Raw genomic sequence first — 17,756 nt, 5'->3', positions numbered from 1 at the left:
GGGTCTCCTTTCAGGGGGCTCAGAGCGGCTGGCCCATCAATTCGCGTGCAATAATCCGGACCACCGGGCGCGCGTTGTCCACCGTCACGCCGGGTTCGAGGCGCGGATCATACAGCATGGTCAGCAGCTTTTCGTCATGGCTGGTCAACAGCGCAAATTCGTCATCGTCGTTGAATATGGAAGGTCGGGCCGCCGGGCTGTCGTTGGACAACCCCAATCCTTGCGCGATTTCTTCGTGGATGCAGCTTCGGCGCAGCAATTCCGGCAACTCGGTTCGGATCAGGGTGACGGCGCGCACGTACTTGTAGGGTGAAGAACTTGTGGCCGACGCAAAGACAAAACAGTCGATATTCGCACGTGGATTGGCGACCAGCTCCAGCGAGGCCTGACTGATATTCGGGATCAGCTCCTTCAACCGAGCTACAACGTAAGCGCTGTCATCCTTGCCTGCGAAAAAGACGTGGAAGTTCGCCCTGCGATTCACGACCGAGATTGGGTGCCCGGTCAGTCTAGCCAATCGTGCGGTAAAGGATTCAACCTCGGCTGCATCCTGAGTGCGCGTAGCAGGCAGGACCGAGGGGCCGAATTCTGTCTGTACGCGTACAGGCCCGGACCAACGGCTGAGCTGCCCGTCCGTTTGACGTGAAGAAGCGGCGACGGCATGGTCAGGATACTCGCTATAAAACGCTATGGTTTCAAAGTTCCGCGCCAAGTCGTCTGCGTCATAGGGTGTATCCGGCCCTCCGCCATCCGTGCGCAGTAGTCCGCGGGTTAGAAGATCGCGCTCAACCCGTTCGTAGAAACGGGCAAGATCCTGGCTGGCAGCGGACGGCGGGACATAGGCATTCGCCACAGGTGCCGGAGGGTCCGGGCGCGCCTCGGGCACGATGGAAGACGTCAGCGTTTCGTCACAATTGGCCAGCGCCAACAGCGAAACAAGGCCCAGTATGGGTTTTAGTAATCCCGGTCGCCGCATTCTGTTATCCCGGCACCGCGGTGCCAGCGTTATCGCCAGTTCCGTCCTTGCGGGTTTTGGCTGCAGCCAGTGTGTCGCGCAATTCGGTCTCCATCTTTTGCAGTTCCTGTTCGGCGGCGGCACGCCGTGCCTTACCTTCGTCTGCAATTGCAAGGCTTTCGTTAATCGTTCCGATCAGATCGGCATTGGCCTGTTTGACCGCCTCGATGTCGAAGACACCACGTTCCATTTCTTCGCGGATCATCTTGTTCGACTGACGCAGGTTGGCCGCGTTTGAGGTCAGCAACTCATTTGTCAGATCATTTGCATCCCGCACCGCCGAGGCTGCTTCTGCGCTGCGTTGGATAGTGACGGCCTGCGCCAATTGCGTCTCCCACAGCGGGACGGTGTTCACCAATGTCGAGTTGATCTTGGTCACCAGCGACTTGTCGTTTTCCTGCACCAATCGGATCGAGGGCAGAGACTGCATCGTCACCTGCCGCGTTAGCTTCAGGTCGTGGACCCGGCGTTCCAGATCGTCCCGGGCGGCGCGTATATCGCGCAACTCCTGCGCCTTCATCACCTGTTCGTCCTCGGGCGCGGCCTCGATTTCCGCTTCCTTTTCGGGAATGTCGTGGCTGTCCAGCTCGGTCAGCTTTTCCTCGCCAGCAGCGATGTAAAGTGCAAGCTCGTCATAGAACCCAAGTGTCTTTTCATACAGCAAATCCAACGACTTGATGTCCTTGAGCAGCGTGTGTTCATGCCCCAGCAAGTCGTCCGTGATCCTGTCGATCTGGCCCTGAACCTCTTCGTATTGCGCGGTGAACTTTGCAAATGGGGCCGCTTTTCCGATCAGCTTCTCCCACCAGCTTCTTTCACGTCGCACATCCAACTCACTGACCGAGAAGCCGCGGATCGTGGTCACGATATTGCGCAGGCTGTCTCCGGCAGGGCCGACGTCCTTGTTGCGCACGTCCGCCAGCATCGCCTGGCTGATCTCTTGCAACTCGGCCTGGGCAGATGACCCGAACGCAACGATCGAATTCGTGTTGCCCATATCAATCTCGTCCATGCGTTTGCGGATTTCCGCGCTCACAGGTTCATCCGCCTCCTCCAGTGAGACCACCTCGGCCGTGGGTTCGGGGAGCGCGACGGCCGTTACTTCCTGCACCAGCGTTTCTGCTTCTACCGCCTTGTTCTTGATCTCATTGGACATTTGAAATCCTTTCTCAAAATATGGCCGGTCAATCCAACCGAACGCCTTCGCGCTGCAACCTTTCGCGCAGCACGTCAATTTCTACGGTCAGGTCGCTGCGGTCATCCAAAAGCATTTTACGGGTTCGCGCCGCGAAATTCTGTTCAAGATCATCCAAAAGGGCCGAATAGTCAGCCAACGCCTGCGCGTCGCGTGTACGCGCATACACATCTGCAAATTTGACTGTCGCATCCCGCGCGCCCTGTAAATACACCGTCATGTACTTGCGCGCCCCGGCCAGATCGCGCGGGTCTTCTTCGACGGTGCGAAACAGGTCACGGGCCGTGTCCTGAAACTGTTCCACCCGCGCCTCGATCCTTCGGTCACCAGCGCGTTTTATGGCGTCTGTCATCTCGGTCAGGTGCTGTTCTGCATCCTCCACAACGCGGGCGACGCGGTCTTGCTGAAACGTGTCGACGCCCTCCATTCCCTTGTCGGTAAGCGGATCAAGTCCAAAAGAAACCGAATGCAAAACCGTCGCCACCGCGCCAAACAGGACGGGCGCGATCAAGCTGACCTCGGACGCGGACGCCGCATCCAGAAACTCGGACCGGTAGGATGCCAAAGCTGCGCCGATACCGGTGAGAACGCTGGCGAATATCTTTCGGGGAAAGGCCGGCCTCCGCGCTGTTCGCCGCGCGTTATACGCGGCTTCGGCGCGCAAGCCTTCCCGCAGCAGGAACGCGGCCGCAGTCAGAACGCTCGCCGCGATCAATCCGATCGTCATTCCGACCGCGCCATCGTTGAGCGAGAGAAACACCAGCGGAACGGCAGGCAGGAAAAGCAGGTTTGCGCGCGCGCCCGCAGGTTCTACACGCGCACCGTCAAATTGACCGCGCGGGGGCTGGTCTGGCTGTGACGAGTCACCCTGTGGACTGAATTTTCCGCCATAGCGTTTGGCCATGTGCTCACAAGCCCCCAAGTACGCCGGTGCAAACACCAAAGAGCAGTACAAGTAAGACCACATAGGCCAGTTTTTGTACTCCGGTCCCGGACATGACGCCCCCCAAAGACTTTCCTTGCAGAAAATCTAGGGCAAGAGGGCCGGTGAAGCTAGGGGGAAGGTTGTTTAACTGGCGTCACTTGCGAGGTTTCTTGCCGATGGGCGCACGTTTTCGTTGCGGACGCGCAGGGCGTTTGGCCGGGGTAGAGGGATCTGCGTCCAGCCCCAGTTGATCGCGCATCACGCGGCGGCGGATTTCCTCAACCTCGCCGGATTTCAGATTGCCCAGTTGGAACGGGCCATAAGACACGCGCAGCAGGCGGTTCACGGCATAGCCGATATCCTCCATCGCGCGGCGAATTTCGCGGTTCTTGCCTTCGCGTAATCCGATGGTCAGCCAGGCGTTTGCGCCCTGCTGACGGTCCAGCGAGACATCCATGGGCAAAAACCGCTCGCCGTCGATCACCAGACCCTTGCGTAAGGGGGCAAAATCCTCGTCCTTGGGGCGGCCATTCACCCGCACACGGTATTTGCGCAGCCAGCCGGTTGAGGGCAGTTCCAGCTTGCGTTTGATGCCGCCATCATTGGTCAGCAGCAGCAAGCCTTCGGAATTCAGGTCCAAGCGCCCGACGCTCATGACACGGGGCATGTCCTCGGGTAGGTTGTCGAAGATCGTCGCGCGGCCCTTTTCGTCGCGCGTCGTCGTCACCAGACCAGAGGGCTTGTGATACAGCCACAGGCGCGAGGGTTCCGGCTCGGACACCGGTTTGCCGTCTACAGTGATCCTGTCTTTGCCGGTGACGTTCAGGGCGGGGCTGGTGATGGCCTTGCCGTTCACACTCACACGACCGGCTTCGATCATGCGCTCGGCTTCACGGCGCGAGGCAACGCCCGCGCGGGCAAGCACTTTGGCGATCCGGTCGCCGGGAGGAGGGGTTTTGTTCATCCGCAGCCCATAGCGCATCCCGCTGCCTTGCGAAAGACGCGTTTCTGATGCAGTCAAAGGCATGGAGTTCAGATCGTTCATGAATATCGCGCTGCAAGAGGCGCGCGCCGCAGCAGACCGAGGCGAGGTTCCCGTGGGGGCCGTGATCGTCGCGGGCGATCGTGTTGTGGCGGCTGCTGGCAACCGCACGCGCGAGCTGAATGATCCGACGGCCCATGCCGAAATCCTCGCCTTGCGCGCGGCCTGTTCTGCCGCTGGGTCAGAGCGTCTGCCGGACCATGACCTCTACGTCACGTTGGAGCCATGCGCGATGTGTGCCGCGGCATTGGCCGCGGCGCGTATCCGGCGGATTTACTACGGCGCGGCCGACCCGAAATCGGGCGGCGTGGCCCATGGCGCGCGGGTTTTTACCCATTCGCAGGCGCACCATGTACCTGAGGTCTATGACGGTATCGCAGGGCAGGAGGCCGCGGCGCTTTTAAAGGCGTTTTTTGCGGCACGTCGGGGGGACGCCCCGAACTGAAGCCCGGCCTACAGCTTGATTGGCTGCATCACTTCCGGCTCGATTACATCGACGCCCGGCAAGCCCTCGACCAGCGCCCGCGCCGACTGTTCCAGGATCGGGAAAGTCTTGTAGTGGCAGGGGATCACCGTCTTGAAGTTGAAATAGCGCTTGGCGGCATAGGCCGTGCCTTTCATGTCCATGGTAAAGTGTCCGCCCGCCGACAGGATGCCGATATCGGGTTTGAAATAATCGCCCATCCAGTCCATGTCGGCCATGATATCTGTATCGCCTGACACATATAGCATGTGACCATCGCCCGAGATCATGAACCCAACCTCGCTGCCGCCGGTGCGCAGACCGTCGGGTGTGGAAAAGGTCGAGCTGTGCGAGGCCGGAACCATCGACACCATCACTCCGTTCAAATTCACCGTGCCGCCTTTGTTGAAGCCTACGGTCTCGATCCCTTCAGACTCGCTCCAATACCCCATCAGGTCGTATTGACCCACAACCGGAACCTTGAGGTGTTTGGCCAATGAGACCACATCGGCCACGTGGTCGAAATGCGTGTGTGTCAGAAGGATATGCGTCGCGCCGTCCAGGGCTGCGTCGTGCTGATCCTCGGGCAGGACGGGATTGCCGGTCAGCCAAGGGTCGATCAGCAAAACCTGACCGCTGGTCTCAATGCGGAAGCTGCCGTGGCCCAGCCAAATGATGTTCATGAAAAAATCCTCCGAAACAGACTGTTGGCTTTAACCTAGCATCGGCTATGTAAAATTTCATGGACTGGTTTCAGGAAATTGACGGATATTGCGAGCGGTTGTCGCCCGACTATTGGGCAGAGCCGATTAATGCCGTGACAAACGCCGCGTTTATCGTCGCCGCTTTCATCATGTGGCGGCGGGTGCGCGGGCAGGGAATGCCACTGGCAGTGACATTGGTGGTGATTCTGGCTGCGATCGGAGTGGGCAGCTACCTTTTTCACACCCATGCACAGGTCTGGGCGGCACTGGCGGATGTGGCGCCAATCCTGCTGTATATTCTGGTCTATATCTACGCGATCAATCGGGACGTCTGGCAAATGCGGCCGCTTTACGCCGGGATCGCCACCGCGATGTTTGTCCCCTATGCGGCGGCAACCGTTCCGATTTTTCAACTGGTGCCCGGTTTGGGCGGATCGGCGGCCTATGCGCCGGTTCCGCTGCTGATCCTGATCTATGCATTCCTCCTGCGCAGACGATTCCCCGAGACGGCAGCAGGGCTGGCGAGTGGTGCCGCGATTCTGATCGCTTCAATCACGTTCCGCGCGCTGGATGAGCCGATCTGCGTTCAGTTTGAAACTGGAACGCATTTTATGTGGCATATCTTGAACGCGACCATGCTGGGTTGGATGATCGAAGTGTATCGCAGGCACATGAAACGAACGTCTCAGGCTTGAAAGGCTGCGGCGAGGTTTGCGGGCAGGTCAAACTCGTCCAGCACACGCGCGCGGCCTTCGGCTGACATCTTGCGGGCTGTTTTTTCGACAATGCTTTGAATTTTTTCGGCCGAATGTTTGGCTGCGAAAGGGGTAAAATACCATTTGAGAAAAACGAAACAGATCACGTCCTCAAGCGCCTGCACCTCGTCATCGCGCTTGATACCCTGTTTGCGCAGCATGCGACCAGCGGCTTCGGTATCTTCGGCACCGTATTCACTCAGCTCCATCAGGCCCGTGACAATCTCGGCGTGATGTACGCCCTGCGCCTTTCGCCAGGCCAAATATCCTGCACGTCCTTCGGGGTATTCGGTGCGCGCCAGTTTCCAGCGTTCGACGTGCTGACCACGCGCCGCCATTTGCAGCGGGTCCGAGGCATCGGGGAACAGACGATCCAGCTCGGCGCTCATACGCTGACCATAGAGCAGGGCGGCGGGTTGGCCGTCTTCCAGATTGGGGTCTTTGGCGTTGGCCGCATCTATTGCGTCCAGTACTGCTTGCTTGCGCGTGCTCATGGGGTGCTCCGTTGTTCTTCCGGTTCAGTGGTCGTGCCTGACCAGTTGTCCAAAGCTACCCTATCGAGTCGCTGCGCTGCGTGCAGCAAGCAATTGAATTTTCGGGCCGGGGAGAGGAGTACCCGGCCCGGACGAAGCAGGCTGTTTAGCTGGCAGGCTTCGCCTTGTCCTGTGAAACGGGCTCTGAGACCTGATCAGGGAAGCTCAGGTCCGGGAACATGCTGTCCATTGATGGTCCAAACGCGTGGGCTTGCGCAGCAAGAACCGTTGTCGCCAATACAAAGGCAGTCATGAGAGTTTTCATCGTCTTACTCCGGTGATGGCTGTGTCGTGGTATTGAAATGAACAGTTCAGTTTAGAAATTCAAGGCAAGAAGTGAACTAATCGGTTCACTTTTTCGCATACCCGATATGCAAAATTGTATGGCGGCATCGTCAAAGCGATCGACGCACGATGAAATCCGCCAAGCGGTCCCCTTGCGACCAAAGCATCAGACAGGTAAACGCCCCCTAACGCATATGAGGTTTTCCGATGTCGATTGACCAAAGCACTGCCGCAAAGGTGGCTAAACTGGCCCGGATCAAGGTCGAGGATGACGCGCTGCCTGCGCTGGCATCCGAGTTCAACACCATCCTTGGGTTTATCGAGCAACTGAACGAAGTGGACGTCGATGGCGTCGAGCCGATGGTGTCGGTCGAGCCGATGCGCCTGAAGCGTCGTGAAGATGTGGTTACCGACGGAAACCAGCAGGACAAGGTTTTGGCCAACGCCCCCGACGCGCGCGAGGGTTTTTTCGCAGTCCCCAAAGTGGTGGAGTAAGACATGAGCGATCTGAACAAACTGGGTCTGGCCGAAGCCCGCGACGCGCTGCGTGCCGGAGAAGTGACCTCGGTGGAATTGACGGAATCCTGCCTCAAGGCCATCGACGAAGCCGACGCGCTGAATGCCTTTGTCCACAAAACGCCCGAAATCGCGCTGGAGCGCGCCAAGGCTGCGGACGCGCGGATCAAGGAAGGCGACGCGCCTGCCATGTGTGGTCTGCCCATTGGCATCAAGGATCTGTTCTGCACCAAGGGTGTGCCCTCGCAGGCAGCATCGAAGATTTTGGAAGGCTTCAAACCGGAATACGAATCCACCGTCTCGCAGCAATTGGCCGATGCCGGAGCCGTGATGCTGGGCAAGCTGAACATGGATGAATTCGCCATGGGCTCGTCCAACGAAACATCCGTTTACGGCAACGCGGTCAGCCCGTGGCGGCGCGGCAATGACGATGCGCAACTGACACCCGGCGGTTCGTCGGGCGGGTCGGCCTCGGCTGTGGCCGCCGACCTGTGCCTGGCCGCGACCGGCACCGACACGGGCGGCTCGATCCGTCAACCTGCGGCCTTCACTGGCATCACCGGGATCAAGCCAACCTATGGCCGCTGCTCGCGCTGGGGCATTGTGGCCTTTGCGTCCTCGCTTGATCAGGCTGGTCCAATGACCAAGAACGTGCGCGACGCAGCGATCATGCTGGAAACCATGTGCGGCCACGACCCCAAGGATTCCACCAGCGCCGAGCTTGCGGTTCCGAATTTCGAGGCGATGCTGACCGGCGACATCAAGGGCAAGAAAATCGGTATCCCGAAAGAATACCGTATGGACGGAATGCCTGCCGAGATTGAAAAGCTCTGGGCTGACGGTGCCGAGATGCTGAAAGCTGCGGGTGCCGAGATTGTCGATATCTCGCTGCCGCACACCAAATACGCGCTGCCTGCGTATTATGTGATTGCCCCTGCCGAGGCGTCCTCGAACCTCGCCCGCTATGACGGTGTCCGCTATGGCCGCCGCGCGACCCTGTCGCAGGGTGATGGCATCACCGAGATGTACGAGAAAACCCGCGCCGAAGGTTTCGGCCACGAGGTCCAGCGCCGCGTAATGGTCGGCACCTATGTGCTGTCGGCTGGTTTCTATGATGCCTATTACAATCGTGCCCGCCGCGTTCGCACCCTGATCAAGAAAGACTTTGAAGATGTCTTTGCTGCAGGTGTCGATGCGATCTTGACCCCGGCGACGCCGTCGGCCTCCTTCGGTCTGGGTGAGATGACCGAGGCGGATCCGGTGCAGATGTACCTCAACGACGTCTTCACCGTGACCGTGAACCTGGCCGGTCTGCCGGGCATTTCGGTGCCTGCCGGTTTGGATACGCAGGGTTTGCCGCTGGGTCTTCAATTGATCGGCCGCCCATGGGACGAGGGCGATCTGCTGAACACGGCTTACGCGCTGGAAAGCGCGGCGGGTTTTGTAGCCAAGCCGGGCAAATGGTGGTAAATCTCTGCTCAGGCAAGACGACTTAAAACGGAGCAGCTGAATGCGCCTTACGCTTCTGATTCCCGCCATTGGCTTGGTGGCCGCCTGTAATACGGTGGCCCCGGTACAGGGCACGAGCTTCAATACCCCGCAATATCAGGCGCAGCGCGAAGCTGAATTGGCAGGGCAAGGGCTGACCGGTAACCCCTTGCTCGGTCCCGTTGACGTGACCGAACAACAGCTCGGTGCCCCCGGCGATCCGCTTCCACCAACCGGAGAGAACGCGGATATCGCTTCGGCAACCGCTGTGGCGCTGGCAAACACCTCTGTTCCTGCGACGACGCCAATCGCAAGCAATAACGCGATTTCGGACGAGCAGGATTTTGAGGCCGTGTCCGGTCGTCGCACCATCGAATCCGACGCGGCTCGGATCCAGCAAAATAGCCAGACCTACGAAGTTGTTGCACCGACCGCCGTGCCGCAGCGGGGCACAGATGGTCAGCCCAACATCGTGCAATATGCTCTGAATACGTCGAACCCGGTTGGCACCCAGCTGTACAGCCGCGCGGGGTTTAACCTGCAGGCCAAAGCGCAGCGCAACTGCGCCCGGTACCCCTCGTCAGATCAGGCGCAGATCGAGTTTCTTGCAAGCGGCGGTCCCCAACGCGATCGCAAAGGGCTGGACCCTGATGGGGACGGATACGCATGTGGTTGGGATCCCAGTACGTTCCGCAGTGCCGTCAACAACTGACCTCGACCCGATCTGGCGCCCGTCGCCCAACTTTGGCGAACGTCGAGGCGGTTTGAAGCCGTCTCTGATTGTCCTGCACTACACGGCAATGGACAGCGCGCAGGAGGCGTTAGATCGCCTGTGCGATCCGCAATACGAAGTGTCCGCCCATTACCTGATTGGATCAGACGGCAGTCTCTGGCAGATGGTGCGCGAAAAGGATCGCGCCTGGCACGCCGGGGCAGGTGAGTGGTGTGGGCAGGACGACATCAATTCCCGGTCGATCGGCATCGAACTCGACAATCGCGGCGACCACCCGTTCTCAGAGCCGCAGATGATAGTTCTTGAGCGCCTGCTGACCGGTCTATCGCAAAGATGGACAATTCCACCCAAAGGCGTCATCGGCCATTCCGATATGGCTCCAGGCCGCAAGCTGGACCCGGGCTCCCGATTTGACTGGCAGCGTCTCGAACATCAGGGGCTGGCAAAGCCGCGAAGCACCGGCGAGCACCCGCAGAATGCTGAAATGCAAGAGTTCAAACGCTTGGCGCACGCTGCTGGTTTCACCGCAAACGTGGACGACGAGACACTTCTAAATACAGTTCGCCTGAGATATCGACCTTGGGGCAGGGGACCTCTTACACCCGACGACCTCACTCCGTTGATCGGAAAAACCGGGTCAAGCTGATCCGTTCTTCATCTGGCTGAAAATATCCCGGGGTTGAATTGGCCGCAGGCCAAGAAGGGGCTGGCCCCTTCACAAGCTCTCTGCCCTTGACGCCGCAGGACACATGGCATACCCAGCCCACGCGCGGAGGGCCGGATGGCCGCTGGGGTCGCAAGACCCGAGAGGAAAGTCCGGACTCCACAAGACAACGGTGCCGGGTAACGCCCGGGCGGGGCAACCCGACGGAAAGCGCCACAGAAATCAGACCGCCTGCGACGTTTGTCAAAGGTAAGGGTGAAACGGTGGGGTAAGAGCCCACCGCGCCCCTGGCAACAGGGGCGGCACGGCAAGCCCCACCGGGAGCAATGCCAAATAGGGTCCCCGCGCGGGCCGGTCGGCGCAAGCCGATACCGCCGCTAAGCGCGCCTTGGCCGAGAGGGACCGGGTTGGCAGCTTGAGCCGCGCAGCAATGCACGGCCTAGAGGAATGGTCATCGAAGGGGGCAACCCCGGAACAAGATCCGGCTTACAGGCCCTCCGCGCGTATTCCTCCATTAGGTCGCGACAGCGACCGCGCTTCCAATCAGCCACAGACCTGCAACGATCAGGGCGATACCGGTCACAGGGCCCAGCCATCGGGCACGCGGTAGCAGCTTCTCCAGTCCCACATAGATCGCAATGCCGACGATCCAGTAGAGGTTCATGACGCCTCCGACAAAGAGCAGCAGCATCAAGGCCCAGCAGCAGCCCAGACAATACGCGCCGTGAACCGCGCCCACGCGAAATGCCCCCGTTGCGCCGGGTCGGTTGTGCTCGGCCAGAAACTGGGCCGGGCTGCGGCAGTGGCGCAGGCAGGCTGACTTCAAGCTGGATAATTGATACAGACCGGCCGCCAGCAAGACACACCCGGCAAACGCCTTTGACCGGATCGTCATCATGGGACCGTCCGACAGGCCAATCTGTTCCAGCCCCCATTGCCCACCCGTTGCAAGTGCGCTGAAAAAAGCCCAGACGACAAGGTAGCCGCCTAGAAAAACCAGACTGAGCAAGGTTGTGCGCTTCTTATCTGGTCCCATGCGCTTGATGGCTGCGTACAAAAGCACGGTCGGCGCGGCGCTGGGCGTCATCATCGCGATCATCATGACCCACCACATGAGGTATATCAGGATGGTGTAGGGCAGGGACCAGACAACCGGTCCGCCCATCTGCATAGGCTCACCAATCGGCCCCGCCATGCGGGTCATCTCGACGGCGGTCATGTTCATGCCGATGCCGACAATGGTGTACCACGCGGCCCCAAACACGATCAGGGTGACGCAAAGCAGCACCACGCCGCTGTCTCGCCGCAGGACATAGTCGACCGCTCCTACGTGCGGTTGATTTGACTTAGTGGCCATTACTGCAGTGGATCACGCGCCGATTACGCCGTGGCCTGAGATATTGAGGTGGGCCAGATGCGCATGCGTTGCATCAAAGGTCAGGCTGATTTCCCCACCCGTCGTTTTTGTTGTCCCGGATGCAGACTCGGCGTGCCGATACTCGAACCCGTTGGGCAGTTGGATGGACGCCCGATGCGGCAGCCCTGAAACGATATGAGGGATCGGGTTCACCTCGAGATCGAAGATGCCCTTGACCTTTGCGTATCCCTTGCGGTCTTCGCGGGACCAATCCAATTCAATCGGAAGGTAGAGGGTTTCGTGTTTGGTTGGCGCCATGGCGCTGTAGACGTACCAGAAGGTCGCCATCTCGTCTGTGTCCTCGCCTTTCATGATGGCTTCCAAAGCAGCCCTTTGATCCGCCGAGGCGCTTTCGTCGATGATCAATTGCATCTGACCATTGCCTTCGTGGATGGGACCCGGCCAATAATAGACGCCTGCCGCGCGCAACCCGGCCAGATCGGTGTCGCCATAGTGCCCGGATTTAATGTCATACGCGACAACCGCCTCGCAATTGCCGTGCGTCGGCAACACGCTGAACTGGCATGGGCAGCCGAAGTTGCAGTTGCAGTTGGCCAGTTCTTCGCCCTGAATTGTCCATTCTGTCATGATGTCCCCCCAAAAATATCAAGCTACAAACGCTGCCGTCATTCGTGCTTGCCTATTTTTGGTGCCTCGAAAACCGAGCCGTTCAGTGGCTTCTTCGATTTTGGAACTGAGGGGAAGTTACCACGGTTAAGTGATTGTCACAAACTTACGGAAATTCTCGCTGCAAAGTATCTTGTTTGAGGGCTGCTTTGCGGCTGTCCCAGTTAAATGGATGACCGAAATGGACCCTTTCAGGGCCGCTGCGCGTTTCCGGCGCTGAGGCGCACCTCTGTGTTGGGTGCGATTCGGGTGAATACTGATTATGGCACATCGGATTTGAAGCAGAGGTGTTTGGGCATGGGGTATCCAGCGGAAAATCGGACCTGATTCATTCCTGTTTTCACGTGCCAACCTGTCCATCCGAAAACAAACCTCGTTAGGTTGGTTGTCAGGTGCGATTGCGCTTGACATAGGCGGTGCAGGGCGTAAAAGCGCACGCTCATAGGAATTCAACCGAAGGGCTCCTGCCTTTTCGGACGCAGGAGATAACCATGGCGAAGCCGACGACAATCAAGATCCGTCTGAACTCGACCGCGGGCACGGGCCACTTCTACGTGACCAAGAAAAACGCGCGTACCATGACCGAGAAAATGACCGTTCGTAAATACGATCCGGTCGCTCGGAAGCATGTCGAGTACAAGGAAGGCAAGATCAAGTAATCTGCCGTCCAGATTGGACAGTTTGAAAGGGTTCCGCTTTGGCGGGACCCTTTTTCGTGCTTTCTGGCGCGGACTAGAGGGCAAACGGCCTGTGTGACTGCTCTGTGGGCCGTTGCAACGAAGCATCAGCGGTTAGGTCAATCGACAAAGCGGTGGGTTGCTTTTTTGAATGGCTTGCCCCTACGCTTCAACAACTCGTTCCAAAATGTTGGCCGTCATGAAAAAAATCTTGTTATCCACAATAACTGTTTTGGCCCTTGCAGCTTGTGAGGACCCCTATAACCGTCAGGGTGTTGGCTTCACGGGCATAGATGGAGAGCCTCGCACAATCTCGGATATTCCGGGTGCTGTCTCTTTCCTTCCCAGAGCGACCAACGTTCCGGCGGAATTGGCCGTGCTGCCAGCCGTTCAGGTGACTTCCGGTGAAACGGACCCTCAGAAACTTGCTCGTGTGGCGATCGACAACGGTGGTCGTAGCGACGCCAATTCGGTGGCCCTGACGGGTCTTTCGACCAATATGTTTCTGAGCACGGTCAGCGTGAATGGTACGCTGTATGGCGTTCTGCGCACAGATAGCAGCAGCACCAGAGTGGACAACGAAGTAGGCGCTGCCTTTGGCCGAAACGCTGAACAGTTTACCGGGTGTCTTCCGGCGGGTGATGTCTATCGCAAGGGCTCGTCGCAACGCAGCTCTGGTTTTGCGGTTCCTTTGAACTGTAGCTAAACCGCTCACTATTCTATGGACGAAGCCTTGACCTTTGGGTGGAGGCTTTTTCTTTGACCGCAGTGCGGATGGGCTACAGCGTGCGCACACGGTTAGACCGCTGGCGGTTGACCAAAAAGAAAAGGGCGGACCGAATTGGCCCGCCCTTTCGTTTGAAAATCGTCAGTTCGTTATTCGCGGCTGCCAAAGAGTTGCAGCAGGAACATGAACATGTTGATGAAGTCCAGATACAGGCTCAGCGCGCCCATGATTGCAGCTTTACCCAGCCATTCCTTGTCGCCCGAGTGGGCCATCTGCAGGTAGGTGGTTTTGATGTTCTGCGTGTCATAAGCGGTCAGGCCCGCAAAGATCAGAACGCCGATTACCGAAATGGCAAAAGCTACGGCCGACGATGCGATGAAAATGTTCACGATCGAAGCGACGATCAGACCGATAACACCCATGATCAGGAACGTGCCCATAGCGGACAGGTCTTTCTTGGTGGTGTAGCCGTACAGCGACAGACCGGCAAAAGCGATTGCCGTGATCAGGAAGACCTGAATGATCGACTGACCGGTAAAGACCAGGAAGATCCAGCTAATCGACACGCCCATAACGGCGGCGAACAGGTAAAATACCGTTTGCGCGCCCGCAGCGGACAGTCGGTTGATCCCGGCGCTGAAGCCAAACACAAAGGCCAGCGGAGCGAACATGATGATCCATTTCAGGGGCGAGGCAAACAGAGTCGCACCGAACGAAGTCAGGTATTTGTTGGCGCTCAGTTGAGCGGCAGCAGCCGACGGATCGGTCGTCGTTGCAAGGCCAGCAATCGCCCAAGCCGCTGCAAACGTGATCAGCATGCCCACGGACATGGTGCCGTAGACTTTGTTCATATGGGCGCGCAGGCCCTCGTCAATCTCGGCAGCGCGTGCACTGGTCGCTGTCCGGATCGTGTCAAATTGTGCCATTAAAGGGTCTCCCTTTACATATTCTTGTTGCGCCCTGAATTCAGTGCGCGTTCCCCGCAAATATCGGCAAGTGCGAGCTACGTTTCAAGGGTTTAACGCCGGAAACTGGCTAAAACACGCTACAAAAATGGCGGCCTGCTGACATGGGCCGCCATTCAATCGAAAAAGATGCATCCTGTGGTTACTTTTGCCAATATTCCGGTGCGTCCCAGATGTGGCGGGAAGCCTCTGTTTTGGCTTGTTCCCTGGTAATTCCGATGTCCTCCAGTGCGCGATCGTCCAACTGACCAAGACTGCGGCGTTGGCGTTGGAGTGAAAGGACATCCCAAAGCGAAGTTACCGAAAAGCGGCGGTGCGAAGTGCAATGTGAAGTCAGACTTATTTGGGTCATAGCTTTTGTCCTTTCCGTAAATCTCGATGGTTTGGTTCTGTTCCATCAACTTCCTTGATTTATATGGCTCAGTATGACACATTTTAAAAATGAATATTTATGAACCGATGCATAAGGATTCGTGAACATGCGAAATTTGGACATAACCACGTTGCGCTCATTCGTGGCTGTTGCCGACCAGGGCGGTGTGACTCGGGCTGCGGGGTTTCTGCACCTGACGCAATCTGCCGTCTCCATGCAGTTGAAACGTTTAGAGGAGCTGCTGGGCCTCGAGTTGCTGGACCGAAGCGGCAGGACGATCGCGCTGACCGCGTCGGGCGATCAATTGCTGGCCTATGCCCGACGCATGATCGCCCTGAATGATGAGGTGATTTCAAAGCTCACGGATCAGGCTTTCGAGGGTGAGGTCGTTTTGGGTGTGCCCCACGACATAGTCTATCCTGCCATCCCTCGGGTGCTTCAACGGTTCAACGCCGATTTCCCGCGCGTGCGGGTTCAACTGGTTTCGTCCTATTCGCTGCAACTGAAGGACATGTTCAAAAAGGGAGAGTGCGACCTGATCCTGACGACAGAGGCGACTGTCGGCGAGGGCGCTGAAACGATTGCCGAGCTTCCGTTGCGCTGGATTGGCGCGCCGGGCGGTTCGGCTTGGCGCAAGCGTCCTATACCTCTGGCGTTGGGTCGCAGGTGTCTGTTCCGCCCGCAGGTCATCGCGGCATTGGACGAGGCCGGTATCCCGTGGGAGCTGTCAGTCGAAACCGAGAACGACCGCACGATCGAAGCGACGGTCAGTGCGGATTTGGCCGTTCACGCGATGCTGGACGGAACCGAAGCCGCGCATCTGTCGCAAATCGACGACGGAGGCGTGTTGCCCGAACTTCCAGCGCACATGATCAACCTTTACGGCGGTGAATCTGGTCGCGGAGCGGTGGTTGAGGCGTTGGCGTCCCTCGTCCGGCAGAATTTCCTTTTGGTTGGCGGGACGCCGTTGAAGGCCGTGGTGGGCTAGGGGGTGATCACGACCTTGCCAGTCGCGGTGCGGTCCCTCAAAAGCTGCAACCCTTGTTCGACCTCTGTCAGAGGCAGGGTGTGACTGATGTGGGGCTTGATCCGCCCCTCGCTATGCCATCGAAACAGGGTTTCAAAACTGTCCTGTACGATCTGGGGGCGGAACTTCAGGTAGCCGCCAATGTAAAATCCGATCACGGTCAGGTTCTTGACAAGCAAGTGGTTTGCCGGAATTTGGGGGACATCTCCGCCGGCGAACCCTATTGGAAGCAGACGGCCTTCGGGGTTGGTTGCGCGAAAGGCTGCCTTGAACACATCTCCGCCTATCGCGTCGTAGACGACATCCGCTCCGCCTAGTTCCAGCACCCGCGTTCGCAGATCTTCGGACGCATCAATCAGGTGATCGGCCCCTGCTGCTTGCGCAACCTCAAGTTTCTCAGCACCGCGCGCCTGGGCGATGACGGTGGCACCCATCAGCTTGCCGATCTCGACAGCCGTAAGGCCGACGCCGCCCGCTGCGCCCGTGACCAACAGTGTTTCGCCGGGTTGAAGGCGGGCGCGGTGATCCAGTGCGATATGGCTGGTGCCATATGCAATCTGAATGGCCGCTGCGTCCTCGAAGCTCATCGAATCGGGCATTGGAATAGCGCGGTCGGCGTCAAACACGCCGAATTCGGCCAAGCCACCTTGACCCGAGTACACCGCGACCCGGTCACCGGGGCGCAGAGTTGTAACGCCTTCGCCGGATTTCTCAACGATGCCAGCAATTTCCATGCCCTGTGTGAACGGCGTGTTCGGGGTGTCCTGATACGTACCTTTTTGCATGAGCAGATCGGCGAAGTTCAGTCCGCAAGCCTTGATCTGAACGCGAACTTGACCCGGACCCGGCTCGGGAAGGGCTGTTTCACATAGTTGGGCTTTGGCCCCTGCGGATTGGATTCTATAGGCCAGCATGGTCGCGCTCCGTGTTTTCCGAGCATAGATTCGCTTTGGCCGATAATTGTCAATCGTTTACCCTGCGAGACCAAAAGCGTGCAGATCGGCAAATTGATTACCAGTCTCAACGGGCTTTTGCTGTGAGTATGCCAGCATAGCACAACTTTAAATCTTTGTTCTTTGACGCAGATTCAACCCGCTTGAAAAAATACCAAAAAGAAGCAATATTGCGCTATGGTGCTGATTTGGGGGCATGTTCCAAATTAGGGAGTGGTTAAGCACAGCTCACTAGTGATGCGGCAGTGAAAACCGTCGCGCGCCCCTTGTGGTTGTGTGTAGGAGAGGAGAATACCAATGACTCATCACGTGGATGTCCATGTGGGCAAGCGCGTCCGGCATCGCCGCTGGCTGATCGGCATGACTCAGCAGCAACTGGCGCAGCAGGTTGGTATTAAGTTCCAACAAATTCAGAAATATGAGACGGGTGCGAACCGGATCAGTGCGTCTCGTCTATGGGATATTGCCGAGGCATTGGATGTACCGGTCAGCTTTTTCTTTGAAGGTCTGGAGGAGGCCGAGAAAGAAAGTGCTGGCAAGAAATCCGTGCCTGCCGACCTGATGGGGGACAAAGAGGCTCTGGACCTTGTGCGGTCTTACTATGCGATCCCTGAAAACCAACGCCGTCGTCTGTTTGAACTGGCGCGGGTTCTTAGCGATGTCGCATAATAT

22 protein-coding genes and 1 other RNA gene are annotated in these 17,756 nt (G+C 58.2%); 11 read left to right on the top strand and 12 right to left on the bottom strand.

What is annotated here, in order from left to right; all coding sequences use genetic code 11:
• Positions 1–19: 19 nt before the first annotated feature.
• The 4 genes from ACR0LH_RS08725 to ACR0LH_RS08710 all read right to left on the bottom strand — a co-directional run bounded on the left by ACR0LH_RS08725 (position 20) and on the right by ACR0LH_RS08710 (position 4,180).
• Positions 20–976, bottom strand: coding sequence for a DUF2927 domain-containing protein (locus ACR0LH_RS08725; protein ID WP_170384595.1), 957 nt, complete (start codon positions 974–976; stop codon positions 20–22).
• Positions 977–980: 4 nt separating this feature from the next.
• Positions 981–2,171, bottom strand: coding sequence for a toxic anion resistance protein (locus tag ACR0LH_RS08720; RefSeq protein WP_480720548.1), 1,191 nt, complete (start codon positions 2,169–2,171; stop codon positions 981–983).
• Between the two features lie 28 nt (positions 2,172–2,199).
• Positions 2,200–3,114: a 5-bromo-4-chloroindolyl phosphate hydrolysis family protein gene (locus ACR0LH_RS08715; protein ID WP_480720546.1), complete on the bottom strand. Its 915-nt coding sequence runs from the start codon at positions 3,112–3,114 to the stop codon at positions 2,200–2,202.
• 175 nt (positions 3,115–3,289) lie between these two features.
• Complete coding sequence (locus tag ACR0LH_RS08710) at positions 3,290–4,180, bottom strand: pseudouridine synthase (RefSeq protein ID WP_480720545.1); 891 nt, start codon at positions 4,178–4,180, stop codon at positions 3,290–3,292.
• Here ACR0LH_RS08710 and ACR0LH_RS08705 point away from each other — a divergent pair.
• A complete protein-coding gene (locus ACR0LH_RS08705; protein WP_170384589.1) occupies positions 4,161–4,622 on the top strand; it encodes a nucleoside deaminase in 462 nt (153 codons plus the stop codon). The genes ACR0LH_RS08710 and ACR0LH_RS08705 overlap by 20 nt on opposite strands.
• An 8-nt stretch (positions 4,623–4,630) precedes the next feature.
• Here ACR0LH_RS08705 and ACR0LH_RS08700 read toward each other — a convergent pair whose 3' ends face one another.
• A complete protein-coding gene (locus ACR0LH_RS08700; protein ID WP_480720544.1) occupies positions 4,631–5,323 on the bottom strand; it encodes a metal-dependent hydrolase in 693 nt (230 codons plus the stop codon).
• A gap of 59 nt (positions 5,324–5,382) precedes the next feature.
• Between ACR0LH_RS08700 and ACR0LH_RS08695 the strand changes: the two genes are divergently transcribed.
• Positions 5,383–6,039: a ceramidase domain-containing protein gene (locus tag ACR0LH_RS08695; protein ID WP_480720542.1), complete on the top strand. Its 657-nt coding sequence runs from the start codon at positions 5,383–5,385 to the stop codon at positions 6,037–6,039.
• Here ACR0LH_RS08695 and ACR0LH_RS08690 read toward each other — a convergent pair.
• A complete protein-coding gene (locus tag ACR0LH_RS08690; protein ID WP_480720541.1) occupies positions 6,030–6,593 on the bottom strand; it encodes a DUF4202 domain-containing protein in 564 nt (187 codons plus the stop codon). The genes ACR0LH_RS08695 and ACR0LH_RS08690 overlap by 10 nt on opposite strands.
• A gap of 145 nt (positions 6,594–6,738) precedes the next feature.
• Entirely contained in the window at positions 6,739–6,897 is a 159-nt protein-coding gene (locus tag ACR0LH_RS08685; protein WP_170484032.1) for a hypothetical protein, read from the bottom strand.
• A 227-nt stretch (positions 6,898–7,124) separates the two neighbouring features.
• Here ACR0LH_RS08685 and gatC point away from each other — a divergent pair, with 227 nt between their 5' ends.
• From gatC to rnpB, 5 genes are all read left to right on the top strand, one after another.
• Positions 7,125–7,412 (top strand): Asp-tRNA(Asn)/Glu-tRNA(Gln) amidotransferase subunit GatC, encoded by a 288-nt coding sequence (gatC, locus tag ACR0LH_RS08680; RefSeq protein WP_039536649.1) that lies wholly within the window; start codon positions 7,125–7,127, stop codon positions 7,410–7,412.
• A gap of 3 nt (positions 7,413–7,415) precedes the next feature.
• On the top strand, positions 7,416–8,903 hold the full coding sequence (gene gatA / locus ACR0LH_RS08675) for an Asp-tRNA(Asn)/Glu-tRNA(Gln) amidotransferase subunit GatA (RefSeq protein WP_170384577.1): 1,488 nt from the start codon (positions 7,416–7,418) through the stop codon (positions 8,901–8,903).
• Positions 8,904–8,943: 40 nt separating this feature from the next.
• On the top strand, positions 8,944–9,633 hold the full coding sequence (locus tag ACR0LH_RS08670; protein WP_170562056.1) for a hypothetical protein: 690 nt from the start codon (positions 8,944–8,946) through the stop codon (positions 9,631–9,633).
• Positions 9,590–10,300, top strand: a complete 711-nt coding sequence (locus ACR0LH_RS08665; RefSeq protein WP_480720539.1) for an N-acetylmuramoyl-L-alanine amidase — start codon at positions 9,590–9,592, stop codon at positions 10,298–10,300. The genes ACR0LH_RS08670 and ACR0LH_RS08665 overlap by 44 nt, the downstream gene beginning before the upstream one ends.
• Positions 10,301–10,423: 123 nt before the next feature.
• An RNA gene (gene rnpB / locus ACR0LH_RS08660) (RNase P RNA component class A) lies at positions 10,424–10,823 on the top strand.
• Positions 10,824–10,832: 9 nt separating this feature from the next.
• Here the strand turns inward: rnpB and ACR0LH_RS08655 are convergent.
• Both ACR0LH_RS08655 and ACR0LH_RS08650 read right to left on the bottom strand, forming a co-directional pair.
• Positions 10,833–11,675, bottom strand: coding sequence for a DUF2182 domain-containing protein (locus ACR0LH_RS08655; protein ID WP_480720537.1), 843 nt, complete (start codon positions 11,673–11,675; stop codon positions 10,833–10,835).
• Positions 11,676–11,687: 12 nt separating this feature from the next.
• Positions 11,688–12,323 (bottom strand): DUF1326 domain-containing protein, encoded by a 636-nt coding sequence (locus tag ACR0LH_RS08650; protein ID WP_170384571.1) that lies wholly within the window; start codon positions 12,321–12,323, stop codon positions 11,688–11,690.
• Between the two features lie 530 nt (positions 12,324–12,853).
• Here ACR0LH_RS08650 and rpmG point away from each other — a divergent pair.
• Positions 12,854–13,021 (top strand): 50S ribosomal protein L33, encoded by a 168-nt coding sequence (rpmG, locus tag ACR0LH_RS08645; RefSeq protein WP_005630270.1) that lies wholly within the window; start codon positions 12,854–12,856, stop codon positions 13,019–13,021.
• Between the two features lie 217 nt (positions 13,022–13,238).
• On the top strand, positions 13,239–13,745 hold the full coding sequence (locus ACR0LH_RS08640; RefSeq protein ID WP_170484024.1) for a hypothetical protein: 507 nt from the start codon (positions 13,239–13,241) through the stop codon (positions 13,743–13,745).
• A gap of 170 nt (positions 13,746–13,915) precedes the next feature.
• Here the strand turns inward: ACR0LH_RS08640 and ACR0LH_RS08635 are convergent, their stop codons facing one another.
• Both ACR0LH_RS08635 and ACR0LH_RS08630 read right to left on the bottom strand, forming a co-directional pair.
• Complete coding sequence (locus ACR0LH_RS08635; RefSeq protein ID WP_480720536.1) at positions 13,916–14,692, bottom strand: Bax inhibitor-1/YccA family protein; 777 nt, start codon at positions 14,690–14,692, stop codon at positions 13,916–13,918.
• A gap of 181 nt (positions 14,693–14,873) precedes the next feature.
• Entirely contained in the window at positions 14,874–15,083 is a 210-nt protein-coding gene (locus tag ACR0LH_RS08630) for a DUF1127 domain-containing protein (RefSeq protein ID WP_480720535.1), read from the bottom strand.
• 127 nt (positions 15,084–15,210) lie between these two features.
• Here ACR0LH_RS08630 and ACR0LH_RS08625 point away from each other — a divergent pair, with 127 nt between their 5' ends.
• Positions 15,211–16,092, top strand: a complete 882-nt coding sequence (locus ACR0LH_RS08625; RefSeq protein ID WP_170384563.1) for a LysR family transcriptional regulator — start codon at positions 15,211–15,213, stop codon at positions 16,090–16,092.
• Here ACR0LH_RS08625 and ACR0LH_RS08620 read toward each other — a convergent pair.
• Positions 16,089–17,045: an NADPH:quinone oxidoreductase family protein gene (locus tag ACR0LH_RS08620; RefSeq protein WP_480720534.1), complete on the bottom strand. Its 957-nt coding sequence runs from the start codon at positions 17,043–17,045 to the stop codon at positions 16,089–16,091. The two genes, ACR0LH_RS08625 and ACR0LH_RS08620, sit on opposite strands and share 4 nt — an antisense overlap.
• A 336-nt stretch (positions 17,046–17,381) precedes the next feature.
• Between ACR0LH_RS08620 and ACR0LH_RS08615 the strand changes: the two genes are divergently transcribed.
• Positions 17,382–17,753, top strand: coding sequence for a helix-turn-helix domain-containing protein (locus ACR0LH_RS08615; RefSeq protein ID WP_170384559.1), 372 nt, complete (start codon positions 17,382–17,384; stop codon positions 17,751–17,753).
• Positions 17,754–17,756 lie beyond the last annotated feature (3 nt).

The organism is Ruegeria sp. CL6 (assembly GCF_056536465.1).
This window is presented reverse-complemented; position numbering and strand designations above follow the sequence as displayed.

Excerpts from the sequence above, each read along its gene's own strand:
- ACR0LH_RS08725 (WP_170384595.1), bottom strand. The coding sequence starts at position 976 with ATGCGGCGACCGGGATTACTAAAACCCATACTGGGCCTTGTTTCGCTG.
- ACR0LH_RS08720 (WP_480720548.1), bottom strand. The coding sequence starts at position 2,171 with ATGTCCAATGAGATCAAGAACAAGGCGGTAGAAGCAGAAACGCTGGTG.
- ACR0LH_RS08715 (WP_480720546.1), bottom strand. The coding sequence starts at position 3,114 with ATGGCCAAACGCTATGGCGGAAAATTCAGTCCACAGGGTGACTCGTCA.
- ACR0LH_RS08705 (WP_170384589.1), top strand. The coding sequence starts at position 4,161 with ATGGAGTTCAGATCGTTCATGAATATCGCGCTGCAAGAGGCGCGCGCC.
- ACR0LH_RS08710 (WP_480720545.1), bottom strand. The coding sequence starts at position 4,180 with ATGAACGATCTGAACTCCATGCCTTTGACTGCATCAGAAACGCGTCTT.
- ACR0LH_RS08700 (WP_480720544.1), bottom strand. The coding sequence starts at position 5,323 with ATGAACATCATTTGGCTGGGCCACGGCAGCTTCCGCATTGAGACCAGC.
- ACR0LH_RS08695 (WP_480720542.1), top strand. The coding sequence starts at position 5,383 with ATGGACTGGTTTCAGGAAATTGACGGATATTGCGAGCGGTTGTCGCCC.
- ACR0LH_RS08690 (WP_480720541.1), bottom strand. The coding sequence starts at position 6,593 with ATGAGCACGCGCAAGCAAGCAGTACTGGACGCAATAGATGCGGCCAAC.
- ACR0LH_RS08685 (WP_170484032.1), bottom strand. The coding sequence starts at position 6,897 with ATGAAAACTCTCATGACTGCCTTTGTATTGGCGACAACGGTTCTTGCT.
- gatC (WP_039536649.1), top strand. The coding sequence starts at position 7,125 with ATGTCGATTGACCAAAGCACTGCCGCAAAGGTGGCTAAACTGGCCCGG.
- gatA (WP_170384577.1), top strand. The coding sequence starts at position 7,416 with ATGAGCGATCTGAACAAACTGGGTCTGGCCGAAGCCCGCGACGCGCTG.
- ACR0LH_RS08670 (WP_170562056.1), top strand. The coding sequence starts at position 8,944 with ATGCGCCTTACGCTTCTGATTCCCGCCATTGGCTTGGTGGCCGCCTGT.
- ACR0LH_RS08655 (WP_480720537.1), bottom strand. The coding sequence starts at position 11,675 with ATGGCCACTAAGTCAAATCAACCGCACGTAGGAGCGGTCGACTATGTC.
- ACR0LH_RS08650 (WP_170384571.1), bottom strand. The coding sequence starts at position 12,323 with ATGACAGAATGGACAATTCAGGGCGAAGAACTGGCCAACTGCAACTGC.
- rpmG (WP_005630270.1), top strand. The coding sequence starts at position 12,854 with ATGGCGAAGCCGACGACAATCAAGATCCGTCTGAACTCGACCGCGGGC.
- ACR0LH_RS08640 (WP_170484024.1), top strand. The coding sequence starts at position 13,239 with ATGAAAAAAATCTTGTTATCCACAATAACTGTTTTGGCCCTTGCAGCT.
- ACR0LH_RS08635 (WP_480720536.1), bottom strand. The coding sequence starts at position 14,692 with ATGGCACAATTTGACACGATCCGGACAGCGACCAGTGCACGCGCTGCC.
- ACR0LH_RS08630 (WP_480720535.1), bottom strand. The coding sequence starts at position 15,083 with ATGACCCAAATAAGTCTGACTTCACATTGCACTTCGCACCGCCGCTTT.
- ACR0LH_RS08625 (WP_170384563.1), top strand. The coding sequence starts at position 15,211 with ATGCGAAATTTGGACATAACCACGTTGCGCTCATTCGTGGCTGTTGCC.
- ACR0LH_RS08620 (WP_480720534.1), bottom strand. The coding sequence starts at position 17,045 with ATGCTGGCCTATAGAATCCAATCCGCAGGGGCCAAAGCCCAACTATGT.
- ACR0LH_RS08615 (WP_170384559.1), top strand. The coding sequence starts at position 17,382 with ATGACTCATCACGTGGATGTCCATGTGGGCAAGCGCGTCCGGCATCGC.